This window comes from Synechococcus sp. CCY9201 (assembly GCF_034931105.1).
Lineage (GTDB): Bacteria > Cyanobacteriota > Cyanobacteriia > PCC-6307 > Cyanobiaceae > CBW1002.
On the sequence record NZ_JAYGIC010000082.1, the window covers coordinates 75,947 to 100,649 of the forward strand.

General features: G+C 67.3%; 30 protein-coding genes and 1 tRNA gene. 15 read left to right on the forward strand and 16 right to left on the reverse strand.

What is annotated here, in order from left to right; translation table 11 throughout:
- Positions 1 to 143 precede the first annotated feature (143 nt).
- Positions 144 to 1,733: an iron uptake porin gene (locus tag VB716_RS08275; protein WP_416238095.1), complete on the forward strand. Its 1,590-nt coding sequence runs from the start codon at positions 144 to 146 to the stop codon at positions 1,731 to 1,733.
- Here the strand turns inward: VB716_RS08275 and VB716_RS08280 are convergent.
- Genes VB716_RS08280 through VB716_RS08300 form a run of 5 tightly spaced genes read right to left on the reverse strand, consistent with a single transcriptional unit; the run spans position 1,694 to position 5,693 of the window.
- A complete protein-coding gene (locus tag VB716_RS08280) occupies positions 1,694 to 2,146 on the reverse strand; it encodes a transcriptional repressor (RefSeq protein ID WP_323270206.1) in 453 nt (150 codons plus the stop codon). The genes VB716_RS08275 and VB716_RS08280 overlap by 40 nt on opposite strands.
- A 34-nt stretch (positions 2,147 to 2,180) precedes the next feature.
- The gene (locus VB716_RS08285) at positions 2,181 to 3,527 is read right to left on the reverse strand and encodes a hypothetical protein (protein WP_323270207.1); all 1,347 of its coding nucleotides are present in this window, start codon (positions 3,525 to 3,527) and stop codon (positions 2,181 to 2,183) included.
- Entirely contained in the window at positions 3,524 to 4,288 is a 765-nt protein-coding gene (locus VB716_RS08290) for a TIGR03943 family putative permease subunit (protein WP_323270208.1), read from the reverse strand. Before VB716_RS08290 ends, VB716_RS08285 begins: the two co-directional genes overlap by 4 nt.
- Positions 4,264 to 5,229: a permease gene (locus tag VB716_RS08295; protein WP_323270209.1), complete on the reverse strand. Its 966-nt coding sequence runs from the start codon at positions 5,227 to 5,229 to the stop codon at positions 4,264 to 4,266. The genes VB716_RS08290 and VB716_RS08295 overlap by 25 nt, the downstream gene beginning before the upstream one ends.
- On the reverse strand, positions 5,226 to 5,693 hold the full coding sequence (locus VB716_RS08300; RefSeq protein WP_323270210.1) for a 6-carboxytetrahydropterin synthase: 468 nt from the start codon (positions 5,691 to 5,693) through the stop codon (positions 5,226 to 5,228). Before VB716_RS08300 ends, VB716_RS08295 begins: the two co-directional genes overlap by 4 nt.
- Before the next feature lie 162 nt (positions 5,694 to 5,855).
- Between VB716_RS08300 and hisIE the strand changes: the two genes are divergently transcribed.
- Positions 5,856 to 6,533, forward strand: a complete 678-nt coding sequence (hisIE, locus tag VB716_RS08305; RefSeq protein WP_197156289.1) for a bifunctional phosphoribosyl-AMP cyclohydrolase/phosphoribosyl-ATP diphosphatase HisIE — start codon at positions 5,856 to 5,858, stop codon at positions 6,531 to 6,533.
- Here hisIE and VB716_RS08310 read toward each other — a convergent pair.
- Positions 6,530 to 7,258: a lipase family alpha/beta hydrolase gene (locus VB716_RS08310; RefSeq protein ID WP_197172547.1), complete on the reverse strand. Its 729-nt coding sequence runs from the start codon at positions 7,256 to 7,258 to the stop codon at positions 6,530 to 6,532. The two genes, hisIE and VB716_RS08310, sit on opposite strands and share 4 nt — an antisense overlap.
- Positions 7,259 to 7,505: 247 nt before the next feature.
- Between VB716_RS08310 and VB716_RS08315 the strand changes: the two genes are divergently transcribed.
- From VB716_RS08315 to VB716_RS08325, 3 genes are read left to right on the forward strand one after another with little or no spacing between them, the layout of a single operon-like run.
- A complete protein-coding gene (locus tag VB716_RS08315; RefSeq protein WP_323270211.1) occupies positions 7,506 to 8,393 on the forward strand; it encodes a metal ABC transporter solute-binding protein, Zn/Mn family in 888 nt (295 codons plus the stop codon).
- A 9-nt stretch (positions 8,394 to 8,402) separates the two neighbouring features.
- On the forward strand, positions 8,403 to 9,179 hold the full coding sequence (locus tag VB716_RS08320; RefSeq protein ID WP_197156285.1) for a metal ABC transporter ATP-binding protein: 777 nt from the start codon (positions 8,403 to 8,405) through the stop codon (positions 9,177 to 9,179).
- Positions 9,172 to 10,005, forward strand: a complete 834-nt coding sequence (locus VB716_RS08325) for a metal ABC transporter permease (RefSeq protein ID WP_416223892.1) — start codon at positions 9,172 to 9,174, stop codon at positions 10,003 to 10,005. The genes VB716_RS08320 and VB716_RS08325 overlap by 8 nt, the downstream gene beginning before the upstream one ends.
- Here VB716_RS08325 and VB716_RS08330 read toward each other — a convergent pair.
- Together VB716_RS08330 and VB716_RS08335 are read right to left on the reverse strand one after the other, a co-directional pair.
- Positions 9,946 to 10,761, reverse strand: a complete 816-nt coding sequence (locus VB716_RS08330; protein WP_323270212.1) for a matrixin family metalloprotease — start codon at positions 10,759 to 10,761, stop codon at positions 9,946 to 9,948. The genes VB716_RS08325 and VB716_RS08330 overlap by 60 nt on opposite strands.
- Positions 10,762 to 10,838: 77 nt before the next feature.
- Positions 10,839 to 11,336: a DUF2214 family protein gene (locus tag VB716_RS08335; protein ID WP_323270213.1), complete on the reverse strand. Its 498-nt coding sequence runs from the start codon at positions 11,334 to 11,336 to the stop codon at positions 10,839 to 10,841.
- 367 nt (positions 11,337 to 11,703) lie between these two features.
- Here VB716_RS08335 and VB716_RS08340 point away from each other — a divergent pair, with 367 nt between their 5' ends.
- The 5 genes from VB716_RS08340 to VB716_RS08360 all read left to right on the forward strand — a co-directional run bounded on the left by VB716_RS08340 (position 11,704) and on the right by VB716_RS08360 (position 14,318).
- Positions 11,704 to 12,627, forward strand: coding sequence for a sigma-70 family RNA polymerase sigma factor (locus tag VB716_RS08340; protein WP_197170429.1), 924 nt, complete (start codon positions 11,704 to 11,706; stop codon positions 12,625 to 12,627).
- Between the two features lie 21 nt (positions 12,628 to 12,648).
- Complete coding sequence (locus VB716_RS08345; protein ID WP_197170428.1) at positions 12,649 to 13,071, forward strand: YkvA family protein; 423 nt, start codon at positions 12,649 to 12,651, stop codon at positions 13,069 to 13,071.
- On the forward strand, positions 13,071 to 13,400 hold the full coding sequence (locus tag VB716_RS08350; RefSeq protein WP_197170427.1) for a hypothetical protein: 330 nt from the start codon (positions 13,071 to 13,073) through the stop codon (positions 13,398 to 13,400). The genes VB716_RS08345 and VB716_RS08350 overlap by 1 nt, the downstream gene beginning before the upstream one ends.
- Positions 13,401 to 13,474: 74 nt before the next feature.
- Positions 13,475 to 13,747: a hypothetical protein gene (locus tag VB716_RS08355; RefSeq protein ID WP_231597951.1), complete on the forward strand. Its 273-nt coding sequence runs from the start codon at positions 13,475 to 13,477 to the stop codon at positions 13,745 to 13,747.
- A 40-nt stretch (positions 13,748 to 13,787) separates the two neighbouring features.
- Positions 13,788 to 14,318, forward strand: a complete 531-nt coding sequence (locus tag VB716_RS08360) for a phosphate-starvation-inducible PsiE family protein (RefSeq protein WP_322758623.1) — start codon at positions 13,788 to 13,790, stop codon at positions 14,316 to 14,318.
- Here VB716_RS08360 and VB716_RS08365 read toward each other — a convergent pair.
- Positions 14,224 to 14,754: a Nif11 domain/cupin domain-containing protein gene (locus VB716_RS08365; protein ID WP_322758624.1), complete on the reverse strand. Its 531-nt coding sequence runs from the start codon at positions 14,752 to 14,754 to the stop codon at positions 14,224 to 14,226. The genes VB716_RS08360 and VB716_RS08365 overlap by 95 nt on opposite strands.
- A gap of 14 nt (positions 14,755 to 14,768) precedes the next feature.
- Positions 14,769 to 15,245, reverse strand: a complete 477-nt coding sequence (locus VB716_RS08370) for a GNAT family N-acetyltransferase (protein ID WP_197170424.1) — start codon at positions 15,243 to 15,245, stop codon at positions 14,769 to 14,771.
- Between the two features lie 90 nt (positions 15,246 to 15,335).
- Between VB716_RS08370 and VB716_RS08375 the strand changes: the two genes are divergently transcribed.
- Together VB716_RS08375 and VB716_RS08380 are read left to right on the forward strand one after the other, a co-directional pair.
- Positions 15,336 to 15,713: an AbrB-like transcriptional regulator gene (locus VB716_RS08375; protein WP_322758625.1), complete on the forward strand. Its 378-nt coding sequence runs from the start codon at positions 15,336 to 15,338 to the stop codon at positions 15,711 to 15,713.
- A 50-nt stretch (positions 15,714 to 15,763) separates the two neighbouring features.
- Entirely contained in the window at positions 15,764 to 16,147 is a 384-nt protein-coding gene (locus VB716_RS08380; protein ID WP_323270214.1) for a c-type cytochrome, read from the forward strand.
- A 16-nt stretch (positions 16,148 to 16,163) separates the two neighbouring features.
- Here the strand turns inward: VB716_RS08380 and VB716_RS08385 are convergent, their stop codons facing one another.
- The gene (locus VB716_RS08385; protein WP_197156267.1) at positions 16,164 to 16,433 is read right to left on the reverse strand and encodes a YciI family protein; all 270 of its coding nucleotides are present in this window, start codon (positions 16,431 to 16,433) and stop codon (positions 16,164 to 16,166) included.
- A gap of 98 nt (positions 16,434 to 16,531) precedes the next feature.
- On the opposite strand from VB716_RS08385, the gene VB716_RS08390 reads away from it, so the two are divergent.
- Positions 16,532 to 17,761: an aminotransferase class I/II-fold pyridoxal phosphate-dependent enzyme gene (locus VB716_RS08390; protein ID WP_322758626.1), complete on the forward strand. Its 1,230-nt coding sequence runs from the start codon at positions 16,532 to 16,534 to the stop codon at positions 17,759 to 17,761.
- On the opposite strand, the gene VB716_RS08395 is transcribed toward VB716_RS08390, so the two are convergent.
- The 4 genes from VB716_RS08395 to VB716_RS08410 all read right to left on the reverse strand — a co-directional run bounded on the left by VB716_RS08395 (position 17,724) and on the right by VB716_RS08410 (position 20,251).
- Positions 17,724 to 18,527, reverse strand: coding sequence for a class I SAM-dependent methyltransferase (locus VB716_RS08395; RefSeq protein WP_322758627.1), 804 nt, complete (start codon positions 18,525 to 18,527; stop codon positions 17,724 to 17,726). The genes VB716_RS08390 and VB716_RS08395 overlap by 38 nt on opposite strands.
- Before the next feature lie 267 nt (positions 18,528 to 18,794).
- A complete protein-coding gene (trpA, locus tag VB716_RS08400) occupies positions 18,795 to 19,637 on the reverse strand; it encodes a tryptophan synthase subunit alpha (protein WP_322758628.1) in 843 nt (280 codons plus the stop codon).
- Between the two features lie 39 nt (positions 19,638 to 19,676).
- Positions 19,677 to 20,012: a DUF3007 family protein gene (locus VB716_RS08405; protein WP_197156259.1), complete on the reverse strand. Its 336-nt coding sequence runs from the start codon at positions 20,010 to 20,012 to the stop codon at positions 19,677 to 19,679.
- Positions 20,009 to 20,251: an NAD(P)H-quinone oxidoreductase subunit L gene (locus VB716_RS08410; protein ID WP_197156258.1), complete on the reverse strand. Its 243-nt coding sequence runs from the start codon at positions 20,249 to 20,251 to the stop codon at positions 20,009 to 20,011. The genes VB716_RS08405 and VB716_RS08410 overlap by 4 nt, the downstream gene beginning before the upstream one ends.
- Positions 20,252 to 20,295: 44 nt before the next feature.
- Between VB716_RS08410 and VB716_RS08415 the strand changes: the two genes are divergently transcribed.
- Both VB716_RS08415 and VB716_RS08420 read left to right on the forward strand, forming a co-directional pair.
- Positions 20,296 to 20,379 (forward strand) — tRNA-Leu (locus tag VB716_RS08415).
- A gap of 150 nt (positions 20,380 to 20,529) precedes the next feature.
- A complete protein-coding gene (locus VB716_RS08420) occupies positions 20,530 to 21,753 on the forward strand; it encodes a hypothetical protein (RefSeq protein WP_323270215.1) in 1,224 nt (407 codons plus the stop codon).
- Between the two features lie 408 nt (positions 21,754 to 22,161).
- On the opposite strand, the gene VB716_RS08425 is transcribed toward VB716_RS08420, so the two are convergent.
- Positions 22,162 to 24,498, reverse strand: a complete 2,337-nt coding sequence (locus tag VB716_RS08425) for a DUF3854 domain-containing protein (RefSeq protein ID WP_323270216.1) — start codon at positions 24,496 to 24,498, stop codon at positions 22,162 to 22,164.
- Between the last annotated feature and the right edge of the window lie 205 nt (positions 24,499 to 24,703).

Sequence of the window (24,703 nt, forward strand, 5' to 3'; positions counted from 1 at the left end):
AGCGTCGACTGAGGCATCCGGTTGATCCAGCAAACTGCTGCAACGGTGAGAATGATTCTCGCTCTTGGCGCAGGGCGCTCGCCGCTTTGTCGCCCCTGATCCCACCGATGTCCCAAACCCCTTCAGCCTTTGTGACGCATCCGATGGTCAGCCCCGCCGCCGCTCGCCGCCGTGCCTGCCTCGCCCCTCTGGCGGCAACGCTGCTGCTCAGCCCCCTTGCCGCTGAGGCAACGGAGCTGAATCTCGAGGGGATGAACCGTTACGCCGCTGCCGCCGGCCTGGAGGGCCAGGAGCAGGTCACCAGCATCAACCAGTTCTCCGACGTTCGCCCCACGGACTGGGCCTACCAGGCCCTCAGCAACCTGATCGAGCGCTACGGCTGCGTTGCCGGCTATCCCAACGGCACCTACAGGGGCGGCCAGGCCATGACCCGCTACGAAGCGGCGGCCCTGCTGAACGCCTGCCTCGATCGGATCACGGAGGTGACCGACGAGCTCAAGCGCCTGATCAAGGAGTTCGAGAAGGAGCTCGCCGTCCTCCGCGGCCGCGTCGACGGCCTTGAAGCCAAGGTGGGCGAGCTGGAGGCGACCCAGTTCTCCACCACCACCAAGCTCTCGGGCCTGGCCACCTTCGTGCTGGGGGGCAATGCCTTTGGCGGCAGCGCCGCCGCGCTGGTGGAGGACAGCCGTCGCCGCTTCGGTGCCACCACGTTCAACTACGACATCCAGCTGAATTTCGACACCTCCTTCACCGGCAAGGACCTGCTGCGCACCACCCTGCGCGCCGGCAACTTCGATGGTGACAGCAACAGCTTCGGCGGTGCCGGTCCGACCAACCTCTCCCTGCTGGAGACCGCCTTCCAGGAGGAGGCCGGACCCAATGTCGTGGGGATCGATCGGCTCTTCTATCAGGTGCCGCTCGGGGCCGGCTTCACCGCCACCATCGGCGGCCGTGTGGGCCAGGAGGACATGCTGGCTCTCTGGCCCAGTGTCTATCCCGACTCCACCGTCCTGGACGTGCTCACCCTGAATGGGGCGCCGGCGGCCTACAACAAGAACCTCGGCGCCGGTGCCGGCCTCTGGTGGCAGGGCGACGGTGGGCTGAGCCTCAGCGCCAGCTACGTGGCGGCCAATGGACAGGAGGGCAATCCGGCCCAGGGCGGCATCGCCACCAATGGGGCCGGGGGCACCGGCACGGTGCAGATCGGCTACGGCCAGGAGACCTGGGGCGTGGCCGCGATCTGGTCCCGCATCCAGAACGGCAACGACCTCGTGGTCTACGGCACCCCCTTCACCCTCGACAGCTACCTGTTGCCGGGCAGCACCGATGCCTTCGGGCTGAGCGGCTACTGGCAACCGCAGGCCAGCGGCTGGATTCCCTCGATCAGCGCCGGCTGGGGCATCAACCGCAGCCGCTACGACGATGCCCCGGTGGGCAGTGTGCGCACCAGCCAGTCGTGGAGCGTGGGCCTGCAGTGGCTCGATGCCTTCGCCAGCGGCAATGCTGCCGGCATGGCCGTGGGACAGCCCATCTTTGCCACCAGCCTCGAGGGTGGCGACACCCCCCGCGACGGCAATTTTGTCTGGGAGTGGTGGTACAAAGTGCAGGTCACCGACAACATTTCAGTGACGCCGGCGCTTTTCTACCTCAGCCGCCCGCTCGGGCAGAACACCCCGGACGGCCGCACCTTTCATCAGTTCGGCGGCCTGGTCAAGACCTCCTTCAGCTTCTGATCCGCTTCGGTCTCCTGCCGCTGACGGCAGTCGCGGCACAGCCCGAAGAATTCGAGGGTGTGGAACAGGGGCTGGAAGCCGGCCAGGTCCCCGTCCGGCAGGGCCAGGCCATGGACGGGGCAGTGGTGCAGCACCAGGGAGGTGCCGCAGTCGACGCAGGTGAGGTGGTGTTCATCCCGCTCGGTGGGGGCGAACAACGCTTCGCCCGTGGGCAGATGGCGGCAACGCACCAGCCCCCGCTGCTGCAGCTGGCGCAGATGCCGGTAGACCGTGGCCAGCCCCATGGCCTGGGGACCTCCCCGCAGACGGGCGTGGAGCTCCTGGCCGGACAGTTCCGCATCGGCCCGGCCAAGTTCCTCCAGCAGACCCTGCTGGCGAGGCGGAAGCCGATCAGTGGTGGGGGGCGGACCCATGGAACGCGAAGCGACAGGCGTCGGGGGGTTTGTTCTACCCCGCCGGTAGCCATTGCGCCTGCAGCACGGGCTGATCGAGGGGATCGAGTTCCAGGCGAGTGGCGTCGATCAGCACGGCGCGCGCCGCCGTCACGGTCTGCTTCGGACCCGTCGTGCTGCCCGCCGCGGCGACGGGCCGGAGCGTCGCCAGCAGGCGGTCGGTGCTGGGGTCGTACTGCAACCCCGTACCGGGCTCCAGTTCCCAGCCCGTCAGGGTGCGGCGGCGCAGCAGCCGGCCCTGCCGATCGAGGGAGAGCAAGGTGAGGCGTTGGGCCCCGGTGGCGTCCAGCAGCAGCACCCAGACCCGCTGGCCGCCCCGATCACAGGCACTGGCCATCAGGGCTTGCGAACCCACCCAGAGCTGTCGCGGTGCCTGGCCGGGTTCCACCAGCTCCAGCGATCGGCGGAAATCGGGCCAGTGGCGCACCAGCAGGGCCCGGCCGGCCTGGGGGCAGAAGCTGCTCAGATCCCGGCTGCCCGGCAGGACCTGGCGCCGGGCAACCCGGGGGGGCAGATCCACCAGGGCCAGTCCCTCAGGCAGGGGCACCACCGCCGCTCCCCCCTCCGGCAGCAGCTGCACCCCCCCGGAGGCCTCCAGATCGAGCAGGCGTGAGTCGCCCCCAGCTGACCAAAGGCGCAGCACCGATTCTCCCGGCATGCCCATGGTGGACTGGACCAGCAGATCGCCGCGCTGGTTGCCGCTGAGGTGGGCAAACGTGAGGCTTTCGGGCAGCAGAGGTTCCAGGCGGCCCGCCTGGACGGGGCCCAGTCCCTGGGCCAATGGGGCGAGGTTGCGTTGCCGCAGGGGCAGGCGCCAGACCCGGTGCTCCCCCTCCGGCGAACGACTCACCAGAGCCAGCGAGCGGCCGCCGCCGGTGGGCTGGACCTGCAGGATCCGGTGCCACACCGGCGAGAGGGGATGCCAGCGACCGTCCCGCTCCCGCAGCTGCAGCTGTTCGCCCCCCGGCACCGGCACCACGGCCAGCACCCGCGGCCGCGGATCCCACCACCAGGCGTCAGGCCGCAGGGCCAGCCCGCGCCGATCGCGCCCCTCCAGCTCCAGGCGCAGGGGCTCGCTCAGACGTTGCCCCGCTGAAAGACTCAGCATCAGACCATCGCCCTCCCCCAGCCAGCGGTGCTCCAGGGGCGGCTGCAGCCGACTGGACCTGGCGATGCTGGCGCTGTCCATCGGCCGGCTGAAGCGGCTGCGCAGGGCCGCAGGGCCGGAGCTGGCAGGCGCCGGTTCGAGGGCCTCCAGCCTTGGAGGCTGGCGCAACAGCCATTGCTGCTGCGCCAACGCCAGGACTGCCGGGACCCCGAGGGCGAGCAGCAGCTGCCTCATGGCTCCAGGGGCCGGGCCGGCCGTGGGATCTCTCGAATCTGGGTGGGCACCACCACCAGACGCTCGCCGCTGGGCTTGCTTTCCAGGTCCATTCGCCCCTCGAGGGCAAGCCACTGGTCGGCCCGAGGCAGGGGCGAGGATGTCGGCCAGCGGACCGGCATTCCCACGGGGGTGGCATCGGCCAGGCAACAGCGCACCAGCAGGCGGGCCAGCTGCGGAGGTTCCCCCTCCATCGGCAGCACGAAGCCGCTGATGCGCACCGGATCACCGACGAACAGGCGGGGATCGGGCTGGCTGCGCAGCAGCCGGACCCAGTCGGTGAGGCTGCGCTGGGCCGGGGGCAACACGAAGCTGAGGCCCTCCTCGCTGGTGGTGTCGCGGGGGCGCTGGCCCGCCAGATCCGCAAAGGAGGGGTTCGGCGGCACGGCCAGCACCAGCAGGGCGAGCACCGCAGTGCCCAGTAGCCCCGGTAGTTGGTTACGGCGCAGCCGATCCGCTCCAGGGGCCCCGGCCTTGCTTCCCTGGCGCCAGGCCTGGGCCATCTGCAGGACTCCCAGCAGCAGCAGCAAAGCCCCGGCCAGCCAGACCAGCGGATGGAACACCTCGCGCAGCAGCAGGGCGAGCCGGTCGCTGGCGGCACTCTGCAGCAGCACCAGCCCCCACAGGCCCAGTCCCAGGCCCCGCCAGAGGGCGGCCCGCCGGGGCAGATCCCCCCAGCCGGGGCGATGGGGTGGGGTCAGCCGCGCCACAGGTTCACCCATTGCCCAATCAGCAGCACCGTCAGGCTCGCACCGGCGGCGGTGAGGGCCAGTCCTACGGGACGCAACAGCAGCCCCAGCAGACCGACCAGCTTGAGGTCGATCACCGGCCCGAGCAGAAGGAAGGCCAGCAGTGCCCCGGGGGTGACCTGGGCCGCGAAGCTCAGGGCGAGGAAGGCATCCACGCTCGAGCAGACCGAAACGATCAGGCTGAGCAGCATCAACGCCACGATCGACAGGGTGGGGGCGCCGCCCACCGCCAGCAGCCACTCCCGCGGCACCAGGGTCTGGACCAGGGCCGCCATGACGCAGCCCAGCACCAGCAGCACCGCCAGATCGAGGAACTCCTGGCTGGCGTGGCGCAGCACCTCAGACCAGGGTGGCCGCGGCGGGTTGACGGCCGCCGGCACCATGGCGGCATTGCCCCCCAGCACCCCCGTGCTGCGCTCCAGCAGGTTCACGCTGGCCAGGGGCTGATGCAGACGCCGTTCGGCCAGCAGATCCGGCTGCAGCAGGCGGGATTCCGGCAGCAGCGCCAACAGGCTCGCCAGAGCCAGGGCCACCAGCACGGCTCCCAGGGGCCGGGCCAGCAGCAGCCAGGGCTTGTTGGGGAAAGCGGCCCAGGTGCCGGCCAGCACGATCGGGTTCAGCACCGGCGCGGCAAACAGGAAGCCCAGGGCTGTGCCCAGGGGCGCCCCACCGGCCAGCAGGCGGCGGGCCACCGGCACATTGCCGCACTCACAGGCCGGTAGGGCGAAACCGAGGGCAGCCCCGGTAAGGGGACCGCCCAGGGGATGGTGGGGGAGCTGTCGCAGCCAGCGGCCGCCGGGGGCCAGCCAGCGGGCCACCGACGAGATCAGCACCCCCAGCAACAGGAAGGGCATGGCCTCGATCAGCAGCCCCTGGAACAGGGCCCAGGCCGTGGCCAGCCGGGCCGCGTTCATCCGGCCACCTCCGTCCGGAACCAGGTGGGGGTGGCCTCGTAGCAGGCGGCGTTCTTCTCGTTTTCACGGGCCTCCACCTTCCAGCAGCAGGCACGCCCCCCCTCCTGCTCCCGCAGCAGGGTGTTGGCCCAGCCCCACACCAGCTCGGCGCTGGCCTCCATGCCCACGTTGTCCATCACCCGCAGATCGAGGGCGCCGCGGGCGTGCAGGCGTTGCCAGTCCGGCAGGAGCGGGTCGTCGGCATTCACCAGGAAGGTGTGGTCGAACTGGTCGGCGAGGCGCTGCTCCAGGCCGCTGAGGGCTGAGAAGTCCACCACGAAGCCGTGCTGGTCCAGCTGGTGAGCCCGAAACCAGACGGTGAAGGAGCGGCTGTAGCCGTGCACGAAACGGCAGTGGCCGCTGTGGCGCCACTGGCGATGGCAGCAGGGATAGCCGCTGAAGGTCTTGGAACAGGTGTGACTCAAGGGGCTCGGCGGACCGGCGGCAAGTCTGCTGTGTCCTGCGGCCGGTCGGGGCGCTGCAGGGCTCTGCGGGAGCTATCGGCGGGAGTGGGCGGAATCCGTGGGCGTCGGAAGGCGAAACTGGCTGTGGTTCCGCTTCCGACTGACCTGCGGGTCCCGATGACCATGACCGAACCCCTGGAGGGAAGCCTTCATTCGTTGCCCCCGCTGCGCTTCAACGACGCTGGCCTGATCCCGGCGATCGCCCAGGACTGGCTCGATGGGGCCGTGCTGATGGTGGCCTGGATGAACCGGGAGGCGATCGAGCGCACCCTCTCCAGCGGCGAGGTGCATTACTGGAGCCGCTCCCGGCAGGAGCTCTGGCACAAGGGCGCCACCAGCGGTCACTTCCAGCGGCTGCGGGGCCTCCGCTACGACTGCGATGCCGACGTGCTGCTGCTGACCATCGAGCAGATCGGTGACGTGGCCTGCCACACCGGAGCGCGCAGCTGCTTCTACGACCAGGGCCCGCTGGCCACCGCCGGTGGAGCGGAGGCCCCGCCTCCCCCTGCCGACGCCTGCACCGAACTGATGCGGGTGATCGAGGGCCGCCGCGACCAGCCGGAACCGGGCAGCTACACCAACAAGCTGCTGGAGGGGGGCGATAACCGCATCCTCAAGAAGATCGGTGAGGAGAGCGCTGAGTTCGTGATGGCTTGCAAGGACGACGACGGCCCTGCGATCGCCGGCGAGGCGGCGGATCTGCTCTTTCACCTGCAGGTGGCGCTGGCCCACCACGGGGTGAGTTGGCGGCAGGTGCAGGAGGTGTTGGCCGCCCGCCGTGGTGCCCCCCGCCGCGGCTAGTCAGGGCAGCCATTGCCTGGGCCTGCACCCTCGCCCAGCCCTGCCACCACTGCTGGCCACCACTGCGCCGCCACTTCCGGTGTGCCGTACCACCGCGGTCCGAAGGCGCCACCATGGGCCACCCCGGCCAGGGTGATCGCCTCGGATCCAGCCAGCAGGGCCGAAGTCACGGGCACAAGACCATCGCCAGGGGCGTCGGCATCGCCGCAGATGTTGCGGTAGGAGGACGGAGCGAGGCGGCGGGCGGTGGGGCTGAAGGCAGCGGGTGGGAGGTCCCCCGCCACCGAGACGTAGCGCACCTGATCGGCGAAGGGGCAACCGGGCAGCTCCCGGTCGACCCGTTGGCGCAGCGGCGTGGCCCGCCGCGCGGTGTGGGGACTGCCGAGCATCACCAGGGTGTCGGCTCGGGCTTTGCCGTTGTAGGTGCGACCTTCAAAGGGTTGATCCGCCAGGAAGAGGCGCAGCATCACCCCACCGGAGCTGTGGCCGATCAGGGTGACGCGGCCCGTGGAGGAACGGGCGGCCTGTTCGGCCACCAGGACGGCGACCCGATCGAGCAGCCGCACCCAGCCGAAGGGGAAGGAGGTGAGCAGCCAGTCGAACCGGCTGGCGGGCACCAGCAGCACCGGCTGGGAGGTCTGGTCCTGGAGCCAGAGCCGCAGGGGTTCGTAGGCCTCGGCGGTGATCAGGAAGCCACCGAGGATCACGATCGGCTGCTGGGTCATCGCCGGGGGCGTCACGGACAGGCCACCAGCCAACCATCCCCCCGGCAGGATCGGCCCAATCACCTGGGAGAATGATTCTCATGCTTCTGGCGTTGCCATGGCCTCCCTGCTTCCCGCGTGCCTGGGCGTCCTGCCGGGGGTGGCACTGCTGCTTCTGGCCGGATGCACTGCCCCCGTCGGTGGGCCCGCATCCCCGCCGACCGCTGAAACCGGGAGGGCCGAATCCGGGGCGATGCCACCTCGGCCGGTGGTTGTCACCACGGTGCTGCCGATCACGTTGCTGACCCGGGCCGTGGCCGGCGACTGCGCCACGGTGGAGCCCCTCTTCCCCTCCACCACCGATCCCCATGACCTGCAGGTGCGACCGGCCGAGATGGCCCGTCTCGCCCGGGCCAGGGTGCTGGTGCGCAACGGCCTCGGCCTGGATGACTTCCTGCTGCCCCTGATCGACGGTGCCGGCCGTTCTGATCTGCGGGTGATCGAGGCCAGCCGCGGTGTCACTCCCCTGCCGGCGGACCACGACGATGGCCATGGGCATGGCGGTGACCACGACCATTCAGACAGCCATGGGGATGTGAATCCCCATGTGTGGCTCGACCCCCTGCGGGCCCGTCAGCAGGTGGGCACCATCCGCGATGGGCTGATCGCCGCCGACCCCAGCTGCCGCAAGGGTTACGACGAGCGAGCGGAGGCCTTCTCGCGACAACTCACCGCTCTCCACCAGACGCTGGATCGCCAGCTGACTCCCTATCGGGGCCGCACCGTGGTGACCTTCCATGATCTGCTGCCTTACTTCGCGGTGCGCTACGGACTCCAGCGGGCCGTGCTTGTCAGCCTGCCCGGGGAGAGTCCCTCCATCGCCGCCCTCGAGCAGGCCGGTCGCATCGCTCGCCGGGAGGGTCTGCGGGGCCTGCTGGCCGAGCCCCAGCAGAACAACCGGGCCCTGGTGGCCCTCTCCCGTGATCTGGGTCTGCCGATCCTGCGCTTCGATCCGTTGGAGCGGGGTGAGGAGAGCAGCGAACCGTCCGCCGCCCGCTATCTGCGCACCATGGAGGCGAACGGTGCCGCGGTGGCCGCCGCGCTGGGAGGGTCGGCGGCCCGGTCCGCCGGGGTGGGCGCTCCCGTGGATCGCTAGGTTGAAGCGATGGCGGAAATGATTCTCGAAGTCAGCGGCCTCACGGTGCGGCGGCGGGGTACCACCGCGGTGGAGAACGTCAGCTTCTCGCTCGCCGCTGAATCCGATACCGCGCTGGTGGGCCCCAATGGCGCCGGCAAGAGCACCCTGGTGCAGGCCATCCTCGGTCTGCTTCCCCATCAGGGCGGCCAGGTCCGGCTGCTGGGCGAACGCCTGGATGGCCGGGGCCGCCTTCCCGTCAGCGTGCGCGAGCAGATCGCCTATCTGCCGCAGCGGCTGGCCCTGACCGGACCCATCCCGCTCACCGTGACGGAATTCGTGGGTCTCGGCTGGGATGGCACCAGACTGCGCCTGCCCTGGAGAGGCGAGGGGCGACGCCGTGATGCCATCCGCTCCGCCCTGGCCAAGACGGGCTGCGAAGGCTTCGCTGAGCAGCGGATCAGTGACCTCTCCGGCGGGCAGCTCAAACGGGTGCTGCTGGCCTTCTGCGTGGTTCGCCCCCGCCGGCTGCTGGTGCTCGATGAAGCCCAGGCGGGCCTCGATCCCCAGGCCTCGGAGGCCTTCCAGCAGCTCCTGTTCAGCCTGCGGCGCAGCGAGGGCTGGACGATCCTGCAGGTCTCCCACGACCTCGACATGGTGCGCCGCACCTGTGATGGGGTGCTCTGCCTCAACCGCAGCCTGCGCTGCTCCGGCAGCCCCGATCATGCCCTGAGTCAGGCCCAGCTGGAGCGGCTCTATGGCCGCGACTATCTGCCCTATCACCACCACCATGGCGCCGGTGGGTGACGCGGTCTCGTTTCCGGAGCTGCTCGCCCTGCCCTTTCTGCAGCGGGCACTGCTGGCGGGTGCCCTCACCGGCGCCCTCGGAGGCGTGCTGGGCAGTTTCGCGGTGCTGCGCCAGCTCTCCTTCTTCAGTGATGCCCTGGGCCACTCGGCCCTGCTCGGCATCAGCCTGGGCGTGGCCCTGGGACTGAATCCCACCCTGGTGCTGATTCCCTTCGCGGTGCTGTTCGCCCTGCTGGTCAATCACCTGGTGGAGCGCAGCCAGCTGCCCACCGACGCCCTGCTCAACATCATCTACTCCTCCTCCCTGGCGATCGCGGTGGTGGCCCTGAGCCTGCTGCCCGGGTACCAGGGCGGGCTCCAGCAGCTGCTCTTCGGCGACATCCTGGGGGTGGACGGGCTTGATCTGCTGCTGGTCACTCTGTTGCTGCTGGGGGTCGGCACTTACCTGTTGGCGACCCGCAGCAGCCAGATCCTGCTCAGCCTCGATGAGTCCCTGGCCCTCTCCCGCGGGGTGGAGGCTCAGCGGCAGCGCCTGCTCTTCGTGGTCGTGCTGGCGGTGGTGGTGGCGGTGTCGATCAAGGCGGTGGGGGTGCTGCTGATCAGTGCCTTCGTGGTGATTCCGGCCTGCGCCGCGCGGCTGGTCAGCCGCCACTTCGGTGGCTATGTGCTGCTGGCCGCCGCCCTCGGCAGCGGCGGCGCCGTGGTGGGCGTGCTGGCCTCAGCGTTCCTCAACCTTCCCTCCGGCCCCTGCGTGGTGATCGTGCAGCTATTGGGCTTCCTGCTCGCCCTGGCTGCCGGTCGGAGGCTGCAGGGCCGGGCCGCCTGAGTCGGGGGCGAAAACACTGGGCTGCTGCTGCAGCCAGCTGAGGGTGGCGCGGTCGCGGGGACCGATCTCCAGCACTGGGTTTGCCCCTGGCACCGCTGCCATCACATCAGCAGGCTGGTCGCTGTGGCCCCACAACCCGAAAGCATGGCCCAGTTCATGCAGGGCGGTGGCTTCGATGCCCAGCTGCCGTTGGTTCGGAGAGAGCAGCACCTGCAGGCGGGGCTCCAGCTGCCAGGCACCGTTTTGCCGTACCCAGCGCGCCCCCAGCAGCTCAGCGCGCCCATGGCTGGCCCGCTGCTCTCCCTCCAGAAGCCGCAGCGGCGGTCGGCGCCGCAGCACCTGAATCTGGGCGGCGGCGGGATCCTCCACCCGCTCGATCACCAGCAGCTCCTGCCAGCGGGTCAGGGCCGCCTCCACCGCCTCGCTCCAGCGGCGATCCCAGAGGGAGGCCTCGTCCCCGATCGGTTCGATCCAGACGCACCAGGGAGAGCGGTGAATCCAGCCCCAGGGGCCAGGTTGGAGCCGGTGGCGGTAATCCTCGAAACCCTCGGGACTGGCTGCTGACGGTGCCGTGCCGCTCGATGGCCTGGTAGTCGGTGTCCTGGCGATCGAGTCTTGGGTGATCGGCGTCTCTGGTGGAACTGCCGCAAGGACCGCCTCGGGCAGTGGGCAATTGGGTTGATCCGAGACTGTGGGGGGTGCCAGCGGAGCCCTGGGAACCGGGGAAATTGACCTTGCGGCCGGAGGTGGCGCCATCGCGCCAAACAGCAAGACTGCAAAGGCTGACCCTGAAGCCGCACTGGCGATCAGGATCCGCCCGGTGCGTCCAGTCCTCACCCGGCTCCTCCAGGCAGTCCAACGCCGCGAGCCATCAACGTGGCCAACAGGGGGATGGCGGCGAATCCGGCCAGCTCGATGTTGAGGATCCAGCCCAGACGCTTGGCCAGGGCCTCGCTCACCTGCGGAGCTTCACCCTTGCGCAACGGAATGGCCCAGAGGATGTAGGTGATCGTGGGATAGAGCGACAGGCCCCCCACCGACAGGTAAAGGCCCACCTTCCACCAGAACAGGGGATTCTCGGTGTAGAAGGCGCTGCCCTGGCCGAAGTGGAGCACGCGCAGGATGCCGCTCCCCAGCAGGGCCAGGGCTGCCAGGCCGTAGACCACGTCAGTGATCACCATCAGCGTGGCGTCCTGCTTGCTGGGGTTGGGGCGGATCAGCCGCCGCTCCAGCACCAGGGCCCCGAAGCAGATCATGAAGCTGAGGTAGTGCACGTAGGCCACGCCGGCGCTGGAGAGCACCGGGGTGGGCAGGGCAGCGAAGCCTGGCATCGATGGGGTGGAGCGTTGGCAGCGACGGTAGCCAAGGCACTCCGGCCTCAGCGGACGGCCACCGTTGCTCTGGACAGACCGCTGCCCTGGCCGCTGCCCGGGACAGACCGTTGTTTAGGGCAATCCTCTTCTGATAACAACGAGCATCTCAGAACCAACCTCTCGGCTGGGGCCCACCGCATCCGCCGATCCAGGCAATACGCCCCAGGGGCTGCAATTGTAATCAGATGAATAGTGTAGGAACTGGAAGAGAATATGTAATCAGTCAAAGGTTACGAAGAGAGTCGAAACGTTGGTTGTCATTCATCTGGCTCGTGTCCCCTGATCAAATCAGCCTAGGTTCAATTCAGTCTCGGTAGTGGTTGTAATGGCGACATCGCTCAGCGCCTATCTCGGTGAAATCGGTCGGCATCAACTTCTCACTCCCGAGCAGGAGCTCACCCTCGGGCGAAAGGTGCAGGCCATGGTGGGGCTACAAGAGCGCTGCCACGACGCTGGCGGCAGTGGCCCCGCCTGCGAGTACAGCGATCTCGAGCGGCGCACCATGCGCCTTGGTGAGCGCGCCAAGGACCAGATGATCACCGCGAACCTGCGGTTGGTCGTGAATCTGGCCAAGCGCTACCAGGGCAAGGGGCTGGATCTGCTCGATCTGATTCAGGAAGGCACCCTGGGGCTCACCCGCGCCGTCGAGAAATTCGATCCCACCCGCGGACATCGCTTCAGTACTTATGCCTACTGGTGGATTCGTCAGGGACTGAACCGTGCCCTGTCCACCCAGAGCCGCACGATTCGGATCCCCGTCAATGTGAACGAGAAGCTGACCAGGCTGCGGGCCGCCAAGGCCCGCTATCTCCAGGCCAATGGTCTGCCCCCCGCCGCCAGTGATCTGGCCCGGATGATGCAGTTGCCCTTGGGTGACGTCGAGGATCTGCTGGGCTGCGAGTTGCGCAGTGTCACCGTGAGCCTGCAGGGGGTGGTGAAGTCGAAGGCGGATCCCTCCGAACTGGTGGACGTTCTGCCCAGCAACGAAATGCCGCCGATGGAGCGGGCAGAGCTGGCCGAACGCAGTGCCTCGGTGTGGGCACTGCTGGAGCGGGCCAGCCTCACACCCAAAGAGCGCACCGTGGTGCTGTTGCGGTTCGGGCTGGATGGCAGCAATGAATGGCGGACCCTGGCGGAGGTGGCCCGTCAACTGGCCTGCAGCCGCGAATATTGCCGACAGGTGGTTCAGCGGGCCCTGCGCAAGCTGCGGAAAGCCGGCATCGAGAGCGGTCTGGTGGAAGCAGAATGAAAGTCCTGCGCGACCGGCGCCATGACTTCCAGCTCCGCGGCATCTTCGGCACGGCCTTCCTCCTTCGCCGCTGAAGGTTTCGATCCCGATCCCCCAGGACTGGAGGTGGAAGCTGAGGTGCTCGAAAGCCGGGTGGTCGATGAGGCGGTGCTGCTGCGACTGCTGCGCCGCGCCGGGCGGCTGGTGGCACGGCCGGCCCTGGAGTGCCTTGAGCTGCTGCTTGATGCCTCCACTCCCGCCCAGGTGCGGTTCACCGTGCTGGCGGCTCTCACCTATCTGCTGGTGCCGATCGACCTGATCCCCGATTTCATCCCGGCGGCTGGCTTCAGCGACGATCTGGTCGCGATCACGGCCCTTCTGGGGCTCTGCACACGCCATCTCACCCCCGACATCAAGCGCCGGGCGCAGCGCAGACTGGATCGCTGGTTCCCCCCCGGCCGCTGATGCCGTCCCTGAGTACCGATCAGCGCGAAGATCTCCAGTCTTTCCTCAAAGACTGGCTTCGCCATGCCGGCCGCAACCAGGCCGATCTGAGGCGGGCACTGCGGGCCGCTTCGATTCGGATGCCGGTGCTGGTGGACGCGCTTGAACAGATCCACCACACCGATGGATTGACGGGCCTGGCGGAGCGGCTCTGCGGCATCGAGGAGCTCTGGCAGCAGGAGGATCAGGGGGTGGATCCTCAGGCAGCGGTGGGTCATTCGGCCCTCGACGATCAGCTGGGTGAACTGGATCTGTTGTTGCAGGAGATCCGCGGCGATCGTCAGCCCTGACAGCCAACAGGCAAAGTGTGGCCAACCAGCCCATTTCTCCCGTCCAGTCCGACGATCCACTTGCCACCTCTGACATGACGACCTCGCGCCGCACCAGCAGCTCCCTCCTCGCCGGGCTGGCCTTGATCACGGCTTCCACCAGCCTGGCTCTGCTCTGTGCCGACCCTGGCAGAGCCCAGAGCCAGAGGTTTCTGCTGGGCCCTGGCAGCTCGGTCGGCCCCTCCACCAAGGTGAAACCTGAGAACTGCGTCACCGCCGAGGATGGTTCGATCACCTGTGACACCAAGCTGGAGAATTCCCCCAGCGACACGCCGGCAAGGCCCCAAATGGATCCTTTCCCGAACTGACTGACCCAGAGTCGACAGCGATGCGCATGCAGCCGTGCAGATGAAAACGAGGCCCTGGTTTCGGCGTGTCACCGATGATGGTGGCTTCCTGCATCTGATTGATCGAGGGGAGCAGCAGCTGGCCAAGCTGCTTGCCCTTGTGCTCTGCGTGGTGATTGCCGCCGCCACCTTCCAACTGGTCGCGGTCGTGATCGGTTCGCTGTTCACCTCCAACAGCCGCTGGATGGGGGACGACCTCACCGCAGTGCTGGGTGATCTGCTCAATCTCCTGATCGCCCTGGAGGTGCTGCAGAACATCACCTCCTATCTGCGGCGCCACGTGGTGCAGATTGAGCTGGTGCTTCTCACCGCGATCACCGCCGTTGCCCGGAAGGTGATTGTGCTGCCACCCGGTGCGGAGAACAAGCCACAGCTGCTTGTGGGTCTGGGAATCGCGGTGCTCTCTCTGGCCGCTGCCTTCTGGCTGGTGCGCAGCCTCAGTCTGCGCAAGCCGCCTTCGAGAACAGGGCCAGCCATACGGAACCGGGAGCCGGATCCGTCCGCTCCAGACGATGGGCTCGATGAGCTCTGATCCAGAGGCTGTCTCCGGCTGTCATTTGCCGCGCCTCGGGTTCATCAGCAAAGCGCAGTGTGGCGCTGCCGCGTAGCAAGAGCACCCATTCGTGCTCCTCCTGGTCGTACCAGAAGTGGTCGGGATTGGCGAAGTCGCAGGAATGGATCCGCTCCAGACGCAGGCCCGGCGCCTCAAGCAGCAGGCGGGTCTCTTCGGTTCCAGCGGCTGGACAGGAACCAGCCAGCAGGTTGTCATCACCGGCGGCAGGGTTCTCCTGCTCTCCCCAGCGGCGACCGATCTCAAAACCACGGCTTTGCGCCAGACTCACCACCTGATGGTGGTGGTTGCAGTCGCGCAGGGCCTGGCGCAGCGCCGGATCCGCTTCGCTGAGGGCCACGAAGGCCTGGAGCGCTCGAACCTTCTCGAGGAACTGCTGCAGCTGGGCTTCGGCCATGGCAGGAGCACGGATCAACGGAGCGACTTGATCATCCGCCAGCGCAGAAACGTCGCTCCGCCGAAGAGCACCTCCTCCTCCTCCTGCACCTCCCAGCCGAGTCGCGTCAGCAGGGGCCGTGACAGCTGGCTGGCCTCGGTGCGCAACTGCGCGCAATGCTGACGGCGGGCATGGGCTTCCAGCTGGAGCACCAGGGCCGTGGCGCGCCCCTGGCGGGATGAACGGCCGCGGCAATAGAGCAGAGAGAGTCGATCGATCGGATCGAGTACAGCGAAAGCTTCGATCCGCTGGGAATCGTCTGCTACGCAACTGGCGAGGCCGTAGCCGTTGCAGAGGGCGGAACGCACCGCATCGCCGCGAGCAGCGTTGGTGGCCCAGGCCTCGATCTGTGTGCTGCTGTAGAGACCCTGAGTCTGGGAGATTACGGCGTCGTGATAGAGGTCAATCAGCTGGTTCAGATCCTCGGCAACCAGCGGACGGATGAGGGTCATGAAACTTGTGGTGGCATGGGTTGGTGTCACGACAACAGCTAATGCTGGTGTACGTTACGGGGGTCGGTCAATTGCTAGCGAAGACATTCCATGCTCATCGGAACGGAACTACTGGCCAAGGTCAAGGAACTCGGTGATGCCAGCAAGTCGGAGATCGTCCGGGAATGCGGCTATGTGTCGTCCAAGAAGGATGGAGGCGATCGACTGAATTTCACCGCCTTCTACGAGGCCCTGCTCGAAGCCAAGGGCGTGGCGTTCGGTGGTGGCGGCAAGGTTGGCAAAGGTGGACGCAAGCTCAGCTACATCGCCACGGTTCAGGGCAATGGCAACCTGCTGATCGGCAAGGCCTACACCGCCCTGCTCGAGCTGGAGCCCGGTGAGGAGTTCGAGATCAAGCTGGGTCGTAAACAGATCCGTCTGCTGCCCGTCGGTGCCATGGAAGAGATGCTTGAGGATGAGGACGAGTGACAGTGCAGCGCAAGTGTTCATGGGGTGGCCTGGTCATCCCATGGCTGCTGGTGCTTGGGCTGGTCGCTTCGCTGCTGATCGTCCAGCCCGGAGCCGCGCTGGCTCTGGCTGAAGCCGAGCCCAGGTCTGAACAGGTCAGCACTGCCCAGGTCAGTGCTTCCCAGTCAAGCGGTGCACAGCTGTTCGAGAATCATTGCGCCGGTTGTCACCTGCAGGGAGGCAACATCATTCGTCGCGGTAAGACCCTCAAACTGGCGGCCCTGCAACGCAATGGCATCGCTGATGCCGACGCCGTTGCCGCCATCGCCAGAGCAGGCGTGGGTCAGATGGGCGGCTATGCCGACGTGCTTGGGGATGAGGGTGTGTCCGTGGTGGCGGCCTATGTGTGGCAGCAGGCCCAGGCTGACTGGCCCAGACAGCCTCGGGACACCTGATCCAGGGCCTGGCACCTCAGAACGCCTGGATCCAGGGATAGACCGCAACGGCTGTCCAGATGCCGTTGCGCCAGTAGACGTCGGACTTGACCAGGTCTTCAACCTCCTGCAGAGATCCGGCCTCGAAGATTCCGAACACGTGGGTGCTGGCTTCGGTGGGTCCAAGGGTGACCAGGGTTCCAGCCTCTTTGAGGCGCTGCAGACCCGCCAGGTGCTCCTGGCGGTAGGGCGTGCGTTTTTCGAGAGCGTTGTCGCAGTAGGTGCCCCAGAGCACAAACTTCGCCATCACCAATCGGTCGGTGTGGTCCGACAGTAAGGCCCATGGGACAGCAATCCGTCACAGCAGGAAGCAGCTCGGCAGGGTGGTCTGAGCGCGCGTCAGCCGTGCCACCAGCCGCCGCCCGGCTGGAGGCGGTGGCCAGCCCTGTGATTCCTGAGGTGGCGGCCCTGACCCGCCAGACCCCCGGCACCCTCTCCCTGGCCCAGGGGATGGTGCACTGGGCTCCGCCGCCCGGAGTGGATGTCGCCGTTCGGCAGGCTCTCGACGCCGCTGCCAGCCAGCCAGGCGGCTGCAGCGCCGCCCTGCATCGCTACGGTGCCATGGCCGGCGAGCCGGAGCTGTTGGCGGCGATCGGCACGAAGCTGCGGCACCAGAACCAGCTGGATCTGGAGGGCAGCGCCCTGCTGGTCACGGCCGGCAGCAACATGGCCTTCAACGCTGTGGCACAGGTGATCTGTGATCCCGGCAGTGAGGTGTTGCTGCCGGTTCCCTATTACTTCAACCACGCCATGGCGATCCAGCTGGCTGGCGGCGTGCCGGTGCCGGTGGAGGCCGGCTGGATTCCGGACCCGGAGATTCTGGCCAGGGCGATCACACCGCGCAGCCGCGCGATTGTGACGATCTCCCCCAACAATCCCAGCGGCCTGGTGATTCCCGCATCGGTGCTGGCGGCGATCAATGCCCTGTGCGAGCGCCACGGCCTGTTCCACATCAACGACGAGGCCTACGAACTGTTCGTGCATGGCGCCGAACCCCACTGGAGCCCGGGCTCCCTGGCGGGCAGTGGTGCCCACACCATTTCGCTGCATTCCCTCTCCAAGGCCTATGGCATGGCGGGTTGGCGGATCGGTTATGCGGCGTTGCCCCAGCAGCTGATGGCCGCTGTGGCCAAGGTGCAGGACACGGTGATGATCTGTCCGCCCCTGCTCAATCAGCGGGCTGCCCTGGCGGCCCTGGAGGCTGGCCCAGCCTGGTGTGCACCACGCATCGCGGCCCTGGGGGAGCGTCGCCGCCAGCTGGTGAACGCCCTGAATGAGGCTTCTGAAAGCCTGCCCTGTGCCCTGCTGGCCCAGCCGGATGGGGCCTTTTATGCCCTGCTGTGCATCGATGCGCCTGGCGGCACCCTGGGTTCGCGGGATCTGATGCGGCGGCTGGTGCTGGAGCAGCGACTGGCCAGCGTGGATGGCGCGAGCTTCGGGCTGGTGGAGCAGAGGCACGGCTGTGTGCTGCGGCTCAGCTACGGCATGCTCGATGCGGCGGAGCTGGAGGAGGCACTGCGGCGCCTCAGGCATGGCATCAAGGCACTGATCCAATCCGGCCCCAGCGGCCCATGAATGGCCAGGTGAGATCGATGGGTGCCGCACCGTTCTGCGGCCAGAGCGCCCGCAGGTCCATCTCCGCCTCCACCAGGGGATCGACCCCCTGCTCCCGAGCCCGCTGTACGGCAGACCAGGTGCCCAGATGGCCGAGGAAGGTGGCCAGGTCCCAGTGACGCTCAATCGCCAGATCGTCGGGGAAGGGCCATTCCTCTGCGGGAAAGGTCAGATCCCGGTAAGCGTTGTCGACCAGCCGTCGCTCGGGAGGCCACCAGGGCGCCAGGGTGTCGCTGTAGAACGTCTCAAACCAGGCGCGCAGTGCCGCGGAGGGCATGTGCACGGGCAGGTAGCCGATCCAGGCCATGGCGGCACCCGGTCGTGCCACGCGACGCAGCTCGGCGTCGAAGGCGGGTCCGGCGAACCAGTGCACCGCCGCGGCCACCATCACCCCTGAAACGCTGGCGGGCTCCAGGCCACTGGCTGTCGCGGAAGCGCAGCGGTAGTGCACCCGCTCCTGCACTGCGGCCGCTGCCAGTTGGTCGGCACTGGCATCGGTGGCGATCACCTCGCTGAAGTGGCGGGCCAGGGCCAGGGAGGCCTGGCCGCTGCCGCAGCCGCAGTCCCAGACCCGATCACGCTGGGGACAACGCTCCGCGAAGCGGGCGAAGAAGGGCTCTGGATAGGTGAGCCGGTAGCGGGCGTAGTCGCCGGCCACGGCGCCGAACCAGCGGGAAGCGGCCGGAGCACCCGGACTCGTGGACTCTCCTGGTGCGTTTGCCGGCATGAAAGCCATCATGGAGGGAACGGCATATGGGTGATGGCCATGCAACAAACCCCCCAGCGGCTTCAACGCCGTTCCGTTGCAACCCCATTCCTCCTGGTGGTTGCTGGGTTGTTGGCTTTGCTTCCGGCAGGTTGCGGTCCCGCCCTGCAGGTTCAAGCCAACGACCAGCCGGACGTCCCTTCCCCTCAGCCAATCGGTGCAGCCGGGGTTGCAGCCGTCGACATGGCCAACCCCCGGGGCCTCGCCTGAGCCCCTCCCCAGCAAGACTCAGGCGTCCAGACCGAGCCGCAGAGTCGAGCAGAACCGCCCGGCCGCCGCCGCTACATCCTCTCCGGCGGCATGGGCTTCGGCCATCACCTTCACCAGAGCGCTGCCCACGATGGCTCCGTTGGCGCCCCAGTCACGCACCTGGCGGGCCTGCTCAGGTCCGGAGATGCCGAAGCCCACGGCCACGGGGGTGCCGTCGCTGGTCTTGAGCTGCTGCACCAGGCCGCCGACGCGGCTCTGCAGGCTGGTCCGCACCCCCGTCACGCCGGTGACACTGACCAGATAGGTGAATCCTCGGCTGGCGGCATGGATGCGGGCCATCCTGTCGGCTGGAGTGGTGGGGGCCACCAGCAGCACCAGGTCGAGCCCTTCGGCGGCGGCGATCGGCGAGAGCTTTTCGGCTTCCTCCAGAGGCAGATCGGGAACCACCAGGCCGGCGGCACCGGCGCAGGCGGCATCCTTGCAGAAGGTCTCCATGCCCCGGTTGAGCAGGGGATTGCTGTAGGTGAACAACACCACCGGCGTGCTGAGCGCACCGCGCAGACCATCCAGCAGCTCCAGCACTGATGCCGGCGTGGTTCCGGCCCGCAGGGCGCGGCTGGCGGCGGCCTGAATCACCGGGCCATCGGCCAGGGGATCGCTGTAGGGGATGCCCAGCTCGATCAGATCGGCGCCGTTCTGCTGCAGCGCCAGCAGCGTCGCAGCGGTGGTGGCCAGATCGGGATCGCCGGCCATCAGGAACGGCATCAGGGCGCAGCGTCCCTGCTCAGCGAGGGAGGCGAACCGCTGGTCGATGGCCGTAGCAGCGCTGCAGGCGGAAGGTGTCGCGGCAGAGGGGCTCATCAGCCGATCCGAAGGGGCGTCGGAAGCGAGCCTATGGGGTCACATGTCGGCGTCGGCCTGGAGCTGGCCCACCTCAGCCAGGAGCTTCTCTTGCTCCTCGGGGCTGAGGGAATCGAATTTGGCCTGCAGCTGCTCGATCGTGTGAGCGTCGTAGGCCTCGCGGTAGGTGCGACGCTGCTCCATATAGGTCATTTTTCCAGTCACCACCCGCAGCAGGTAGGTGGCTGTCCAGCCCACCACCACCAGCACCAGCAGCACCGAAGAGGCGATGCCGGCACTGAAGCCCTCGTAACCAGTGGCGGTGAAAATGCCATAGCCAATCCCGCCAAGCCCGAAGACCAGCAGACCCAGCAGGATCGCCTGAGCGCGGCTCATGAGCCCGCGTCTCCCTGGCCTGCCATGCGCAGGTTGATGAAGGGAGAGAACAGGATCAGGCCGGGGAAAAAGAGAAACACCAGGCCGTAGACGCCGAAGCGCTCAATCTTGCCCATGACATACCAGCGCTTCACCATCCACCAGTACAGGGCCAGGGGCACCACCACCAGGTAGGCACCCGCGAGGGCAACAAACGCTCCAAGCCCGAGCAGGTTGTCTGCCGTGAGGAAGCCGGGCATGACCAATCGGAGCACCACTCCGACGAATTTAGGATGGCTGCGCCGGGGGCATGGCGGAATCGGTAGACGCAGCGGACTTAAAATCCGCAGGTGGCGACACTGTGGGGGTTCAAGTCCCCCTGCCCCCATCAAGCACTTCCCCTCTGCTGCAAGCGATCCCAAGGATCAGCTCGTGCCCAGGAGGGACACGGATAGGACGGGAATGTGTCCAGAGATGTCGCCTTGGCAAACATGTCGGCAGACACAGCGGATTGCTTTTCTCTGTCGTTTGCCAGAGAATGTCTTCGGATCTGGAGGGCGCAACGATGCCTGCGAAAACGGCATGGACGAATGAGCTGACCCGGCTCAACCACGCCCTTGGTCACCAGGGCCCCTTTCTGCGGGCCCGCCCCATCAGGCTCAAGGTCCGGAGCAGACCGCTGGAGGACGGAAGCAGACCCGTCGATGTCTTCGGCCACTTCGACCAACTGGAGCGGGTCACCTCACGAGCCACTGGGGTGGCCATCACGCCTGGGAACTTCGAGATTCGCCTCCCAGAGGCGAGAGCAGCAGCAGAAGCCCTCGTCTCCCGTGCCTTGGAGGGTGACGACACCCATGCCCCTCGAGGCTGGACAGGCCGCATGAAGCCTTCCCACGGGATTCTGGCCAGGCAGGTCAAGGACGCCAAGCAGTTCCTCATCCATAGGAGCGACCACCTCGGCCGGTGCCGTCCCAGACAACTGGAAACGCAGCTCCGATGGCTCGCGATCTGCGAAGCCAGAGCCCAGACCCTCGGCCGCGAGCTTTCCATCCGGCTCTGCCTCGAGGCCCTACGCGAGCATTACGGCGGGATCAGCGGAGCTCCGTACAAGCAGGCCTGCGGGATCCTGAAGAAGATCTGTGAACGACTGGGACTTCCCAGCGTCGTGCCTGACGACTTCGTGCCCCGGTACCGGTATGAGCCACAGCCGCGTACCGACACTCCCTCGGACGAGGAGATCTGCTGCGAGCTCAAGGCCGTCACGGACCCCGACGAGGCCAGGTTGATCTACAGCGTAGTCGTCTACGGCCGGCGCGTCGCCGAGATCTACTACGCGGATTGGCCGAACCTGGCCGACGACGGAGACCTGGCCGTTTTCGCTGCCAAGAACAAGAAGCGTGCTACCTCGTGGCCGATGCCGTTCGGAGATGAGCAGATCGACTTGCAGGGATTCCGTCCACCGCGCTGGGACGAGCTCGCGAGTATTGACGCGGTCCCGGATCAAACGAAAGCGGACCAGATCCGGATCGAGGCCTCAAAGATCTCCAGGCTGATCCCCCGGCGACTGGGCTGCACCGCGACCGACCTTCGCCACCGATGGGGGGCCGCCTGCCTGACGGACCCCCGCATCGACGAGGACGCCTACGAGATCGCTGCGGCCATGCTCACCAGCATGGCCATGCTCGAGAAGACGTATACCAGGGAGCTACGCGAATACAGGAAGAAGAAAAAGGCCTCGCGGCATCAGACTGCCCAAGGCTGAGAGGGAATAACTCTTCCTCGAGAATGTGCAAGTTTAGCCATCTCTGCCATGTCGTAGCGTACGGTGCGAGGGCCGAAGCGTTGGAAATGGCGCCCCTCCTTCATTCGTCCCTGTTGAATCCATGCGCGCCGCAGTCGATATAACTGCCGGCAAGATACAGAGAGGTAGTTGGCCACATCCTGAGTCGTGCCCCAGGGCGTGAGAGTGGTGGAGGTGGTCGAGGTCATGTGATCAGTGGGTTGTCAGGTCTGGGGTGGGGTAGTGCCAGGGCCTGGCGACTAATTGCCGTGCCCCGCTGGGTGCTGACAGGCTACCGATGTTTTGTGTGCTCCCATGCCTCTGGAGAGCGGGCAGCGCCAGCCCCACTGCGGTCCTTGATCTGGCATGACAGGGGTATAGAGCGTCATGTCAGATCGAGGACGGGGCATCCCCCGGCGGCCGGAGGTCCATGGGCTCGATGCGCCACCGATTCCCCTCCCGCTTGGTCTCGCCAGCCTTCACGACCTGGAACCCCAGTGCTTTGACCAGCGGCCACACCCTGCGCACATCCAGGGCATCCATCGGGCCTGGTATTCGGTCCGCACGGCCTCCCATGGCGCGGGCGACACGCCGGGCACCAGCCTTGTCCAGGCTGGTCAATACAGCCCAGACGGCCTCCATCTCCGGGCTGGAGCCATGGACCATCCCAGCCCGGATCAGGGCATCGAGATGGAGCTCCTGCGCGACCTTCCAGGTCTCGCTCACGTCGCACTCAGCGAGGTCAACGTGGGTTCCACCCTGGATCCGCCTCCTGGCCTCGTGCTGCACGTCCTCAAGGGTGGAGGTGCCTTCGACCAGGCGCTGCAGGGCCTCGAGGCGGAACTGCTGGAGCGCTTCCGGAGTGCGCAGCACCTCTCGGCGTTGGCCCCCTTCAGGGAGCACGGTTTGAGCCCCCTCCTGCTCGAGTTCCTCCACAGCCCGGAGGATGTACCCCTCCTCCTCGAGCAGCCCGCGCAGGCACCAGTCGTTCTGGAACGCCTCGAAGTTCCGCCGGGCCTCCAGCTTGGCCACAGCAGCACGGCTGGCAGGGTGACGCGCCTGCAGCAGGACGGTGTAGTCGAGGTGGGAGCCTTCCAGCATGTGCTCCTGGAAGGCCTTGGAGGCACGCCTGGCATCGGTTTCCTTGGTGATGCCGAGGGCATCGGGGACCACCTTCGGGGCCAGCAGGATGCGGCGCGCGCTGTTTCGGCAGCGGTTCAGGGCCTGCACCACGTCCTCGGCTTGCCAGCAGTAGTCCTGCACGACCGCGCTCAGCGCCACCGGCGTCTTGGCCATCGAGATCCCGCACGACACCGCCGGGCTGAAGCCCACCCGGAGGTACTGGGGGCCCTCGGCCTCGGCGTCCGCCAGGAAGCGCTCCACCCGTGGGTTTTCACGGCACTTCTCCTCGCCCGTGATCTTCAGCTCCGTGCCCTTGGCTGCTGCTGGCAGGGCTCCCAGCAGACGATCGAGCCCGGCCACGGTGCCGTGGCCCAGCCAGAACCGATCCCCTGCTGCGCTCACATCCCCGAGCTGGAGCAGGAGCGTCCGCTCGTTTCTCTGGTTGGGCAGACCCAGGAAGAGCTCCCGGCTGCGGGTGTAGATGCTGCTCAGCAGGTAGGGGGCCACGCCCGTGAGCTGCTGCAACCACTCGAGCTCCAGATCGCCGACCAGGGCATCCGCTGCCCAGACCCGCACGCACTCGAGCTGCACCAGCCCCTCGAGGGCATCGAGCGCCTTCCCCCGGATCGGCCGCAGCATGTCGGTACCGCCCATTACCCAGTTCGCCAGCACCTGGCTGATCTCGTCGAGTATCAGCACGGTCGGCCTGGGGTGTTCGCGGAGCTCCTGATACCAGTGCCAGAGCGACTTCTCCCCAGTCCCCTTGTAGGCGCTTTCCCCGCAGCAGAACAGGCCGTCCCGTAGCGCAGGCCCCTCGTGGAGCCCCTCGCGCTCGGGTGTGCCAGGGAGGGCGCTGATGTCCGCCACGCCGTACTCGGCAGCGCCCTTGTGGACCAGCGAGGAGCGGTGGTAGGCCCCCAGGACGACGTGCTTCTGGTTCGTATGGGCTTCCAGCAGGGCCAGACCAGCCACCATGGCTTTGGACTTCGCGGTCCCCGTCGCGCCTTTCAGGACCAGAACCCTGTGGGCGAGGGCCGCCTGGAGGACGTCATCTGCGCTGAACTCCCGGTTGATCGACACCCCAGGCCAGCTCCGCTGCAGCCGGCGATAGGTGCTGCGGGTGCAGGCCGTGGAGACCCTCCACCAGAGCAACTGCTTCTGCTCGGCCGAGAGCTCCCGCCGAGCGACCGCTGCAATGACATCGTCGGTCTTGCCGGGCATGTCGTGCAGCCAGGTCCACCATCCGCTCCCCTGGGCCCCGTGGCGCTCCATGGCTCGCGCGAGCTTCTGCGCCTGGATCTGCGACTGGCTGGTCTTGGAGCCAGCCCGATCGAAGCGCACAGTGACCCCCTGGCGACCCTTCGCGAGCCGCTTCAGGAAGGGGTGGAGCCTGTCGCTGCGGCCCTGCTGCCCCCACCCGTTGATCCCGTTCAGCCCGATGGCGATCTGGCCAATAGAGCAGGCCGCCATGGCTTTCAAGGCACTTTCCTCGATCCAGATTTCAACCTCGGGGTGGCGCAGGATGAACTCCCAGACCTTCCAGGGCTGGAAGCCAGCCTCGGTAATGTCAAAGCCGTGGTGTTCCAGGAGGGTCACGGCACCCATGTAGCTGAGGAGCGGAAGGCATACACCACGGTTCACCGGATCCCATCCCCGGGTGTCGACCCGCAGGAGGCCAGATCCCCTCCTGGAAGGGTGGACTCGATGCAACAGGAATGCCGCTCCGGGACCAGGGAAACCCTGGCCATTGACCTTCACGGAATAAATCGACCATCCCCCTTCGGCGAGGCGGCGTGACTCACGAATGCGG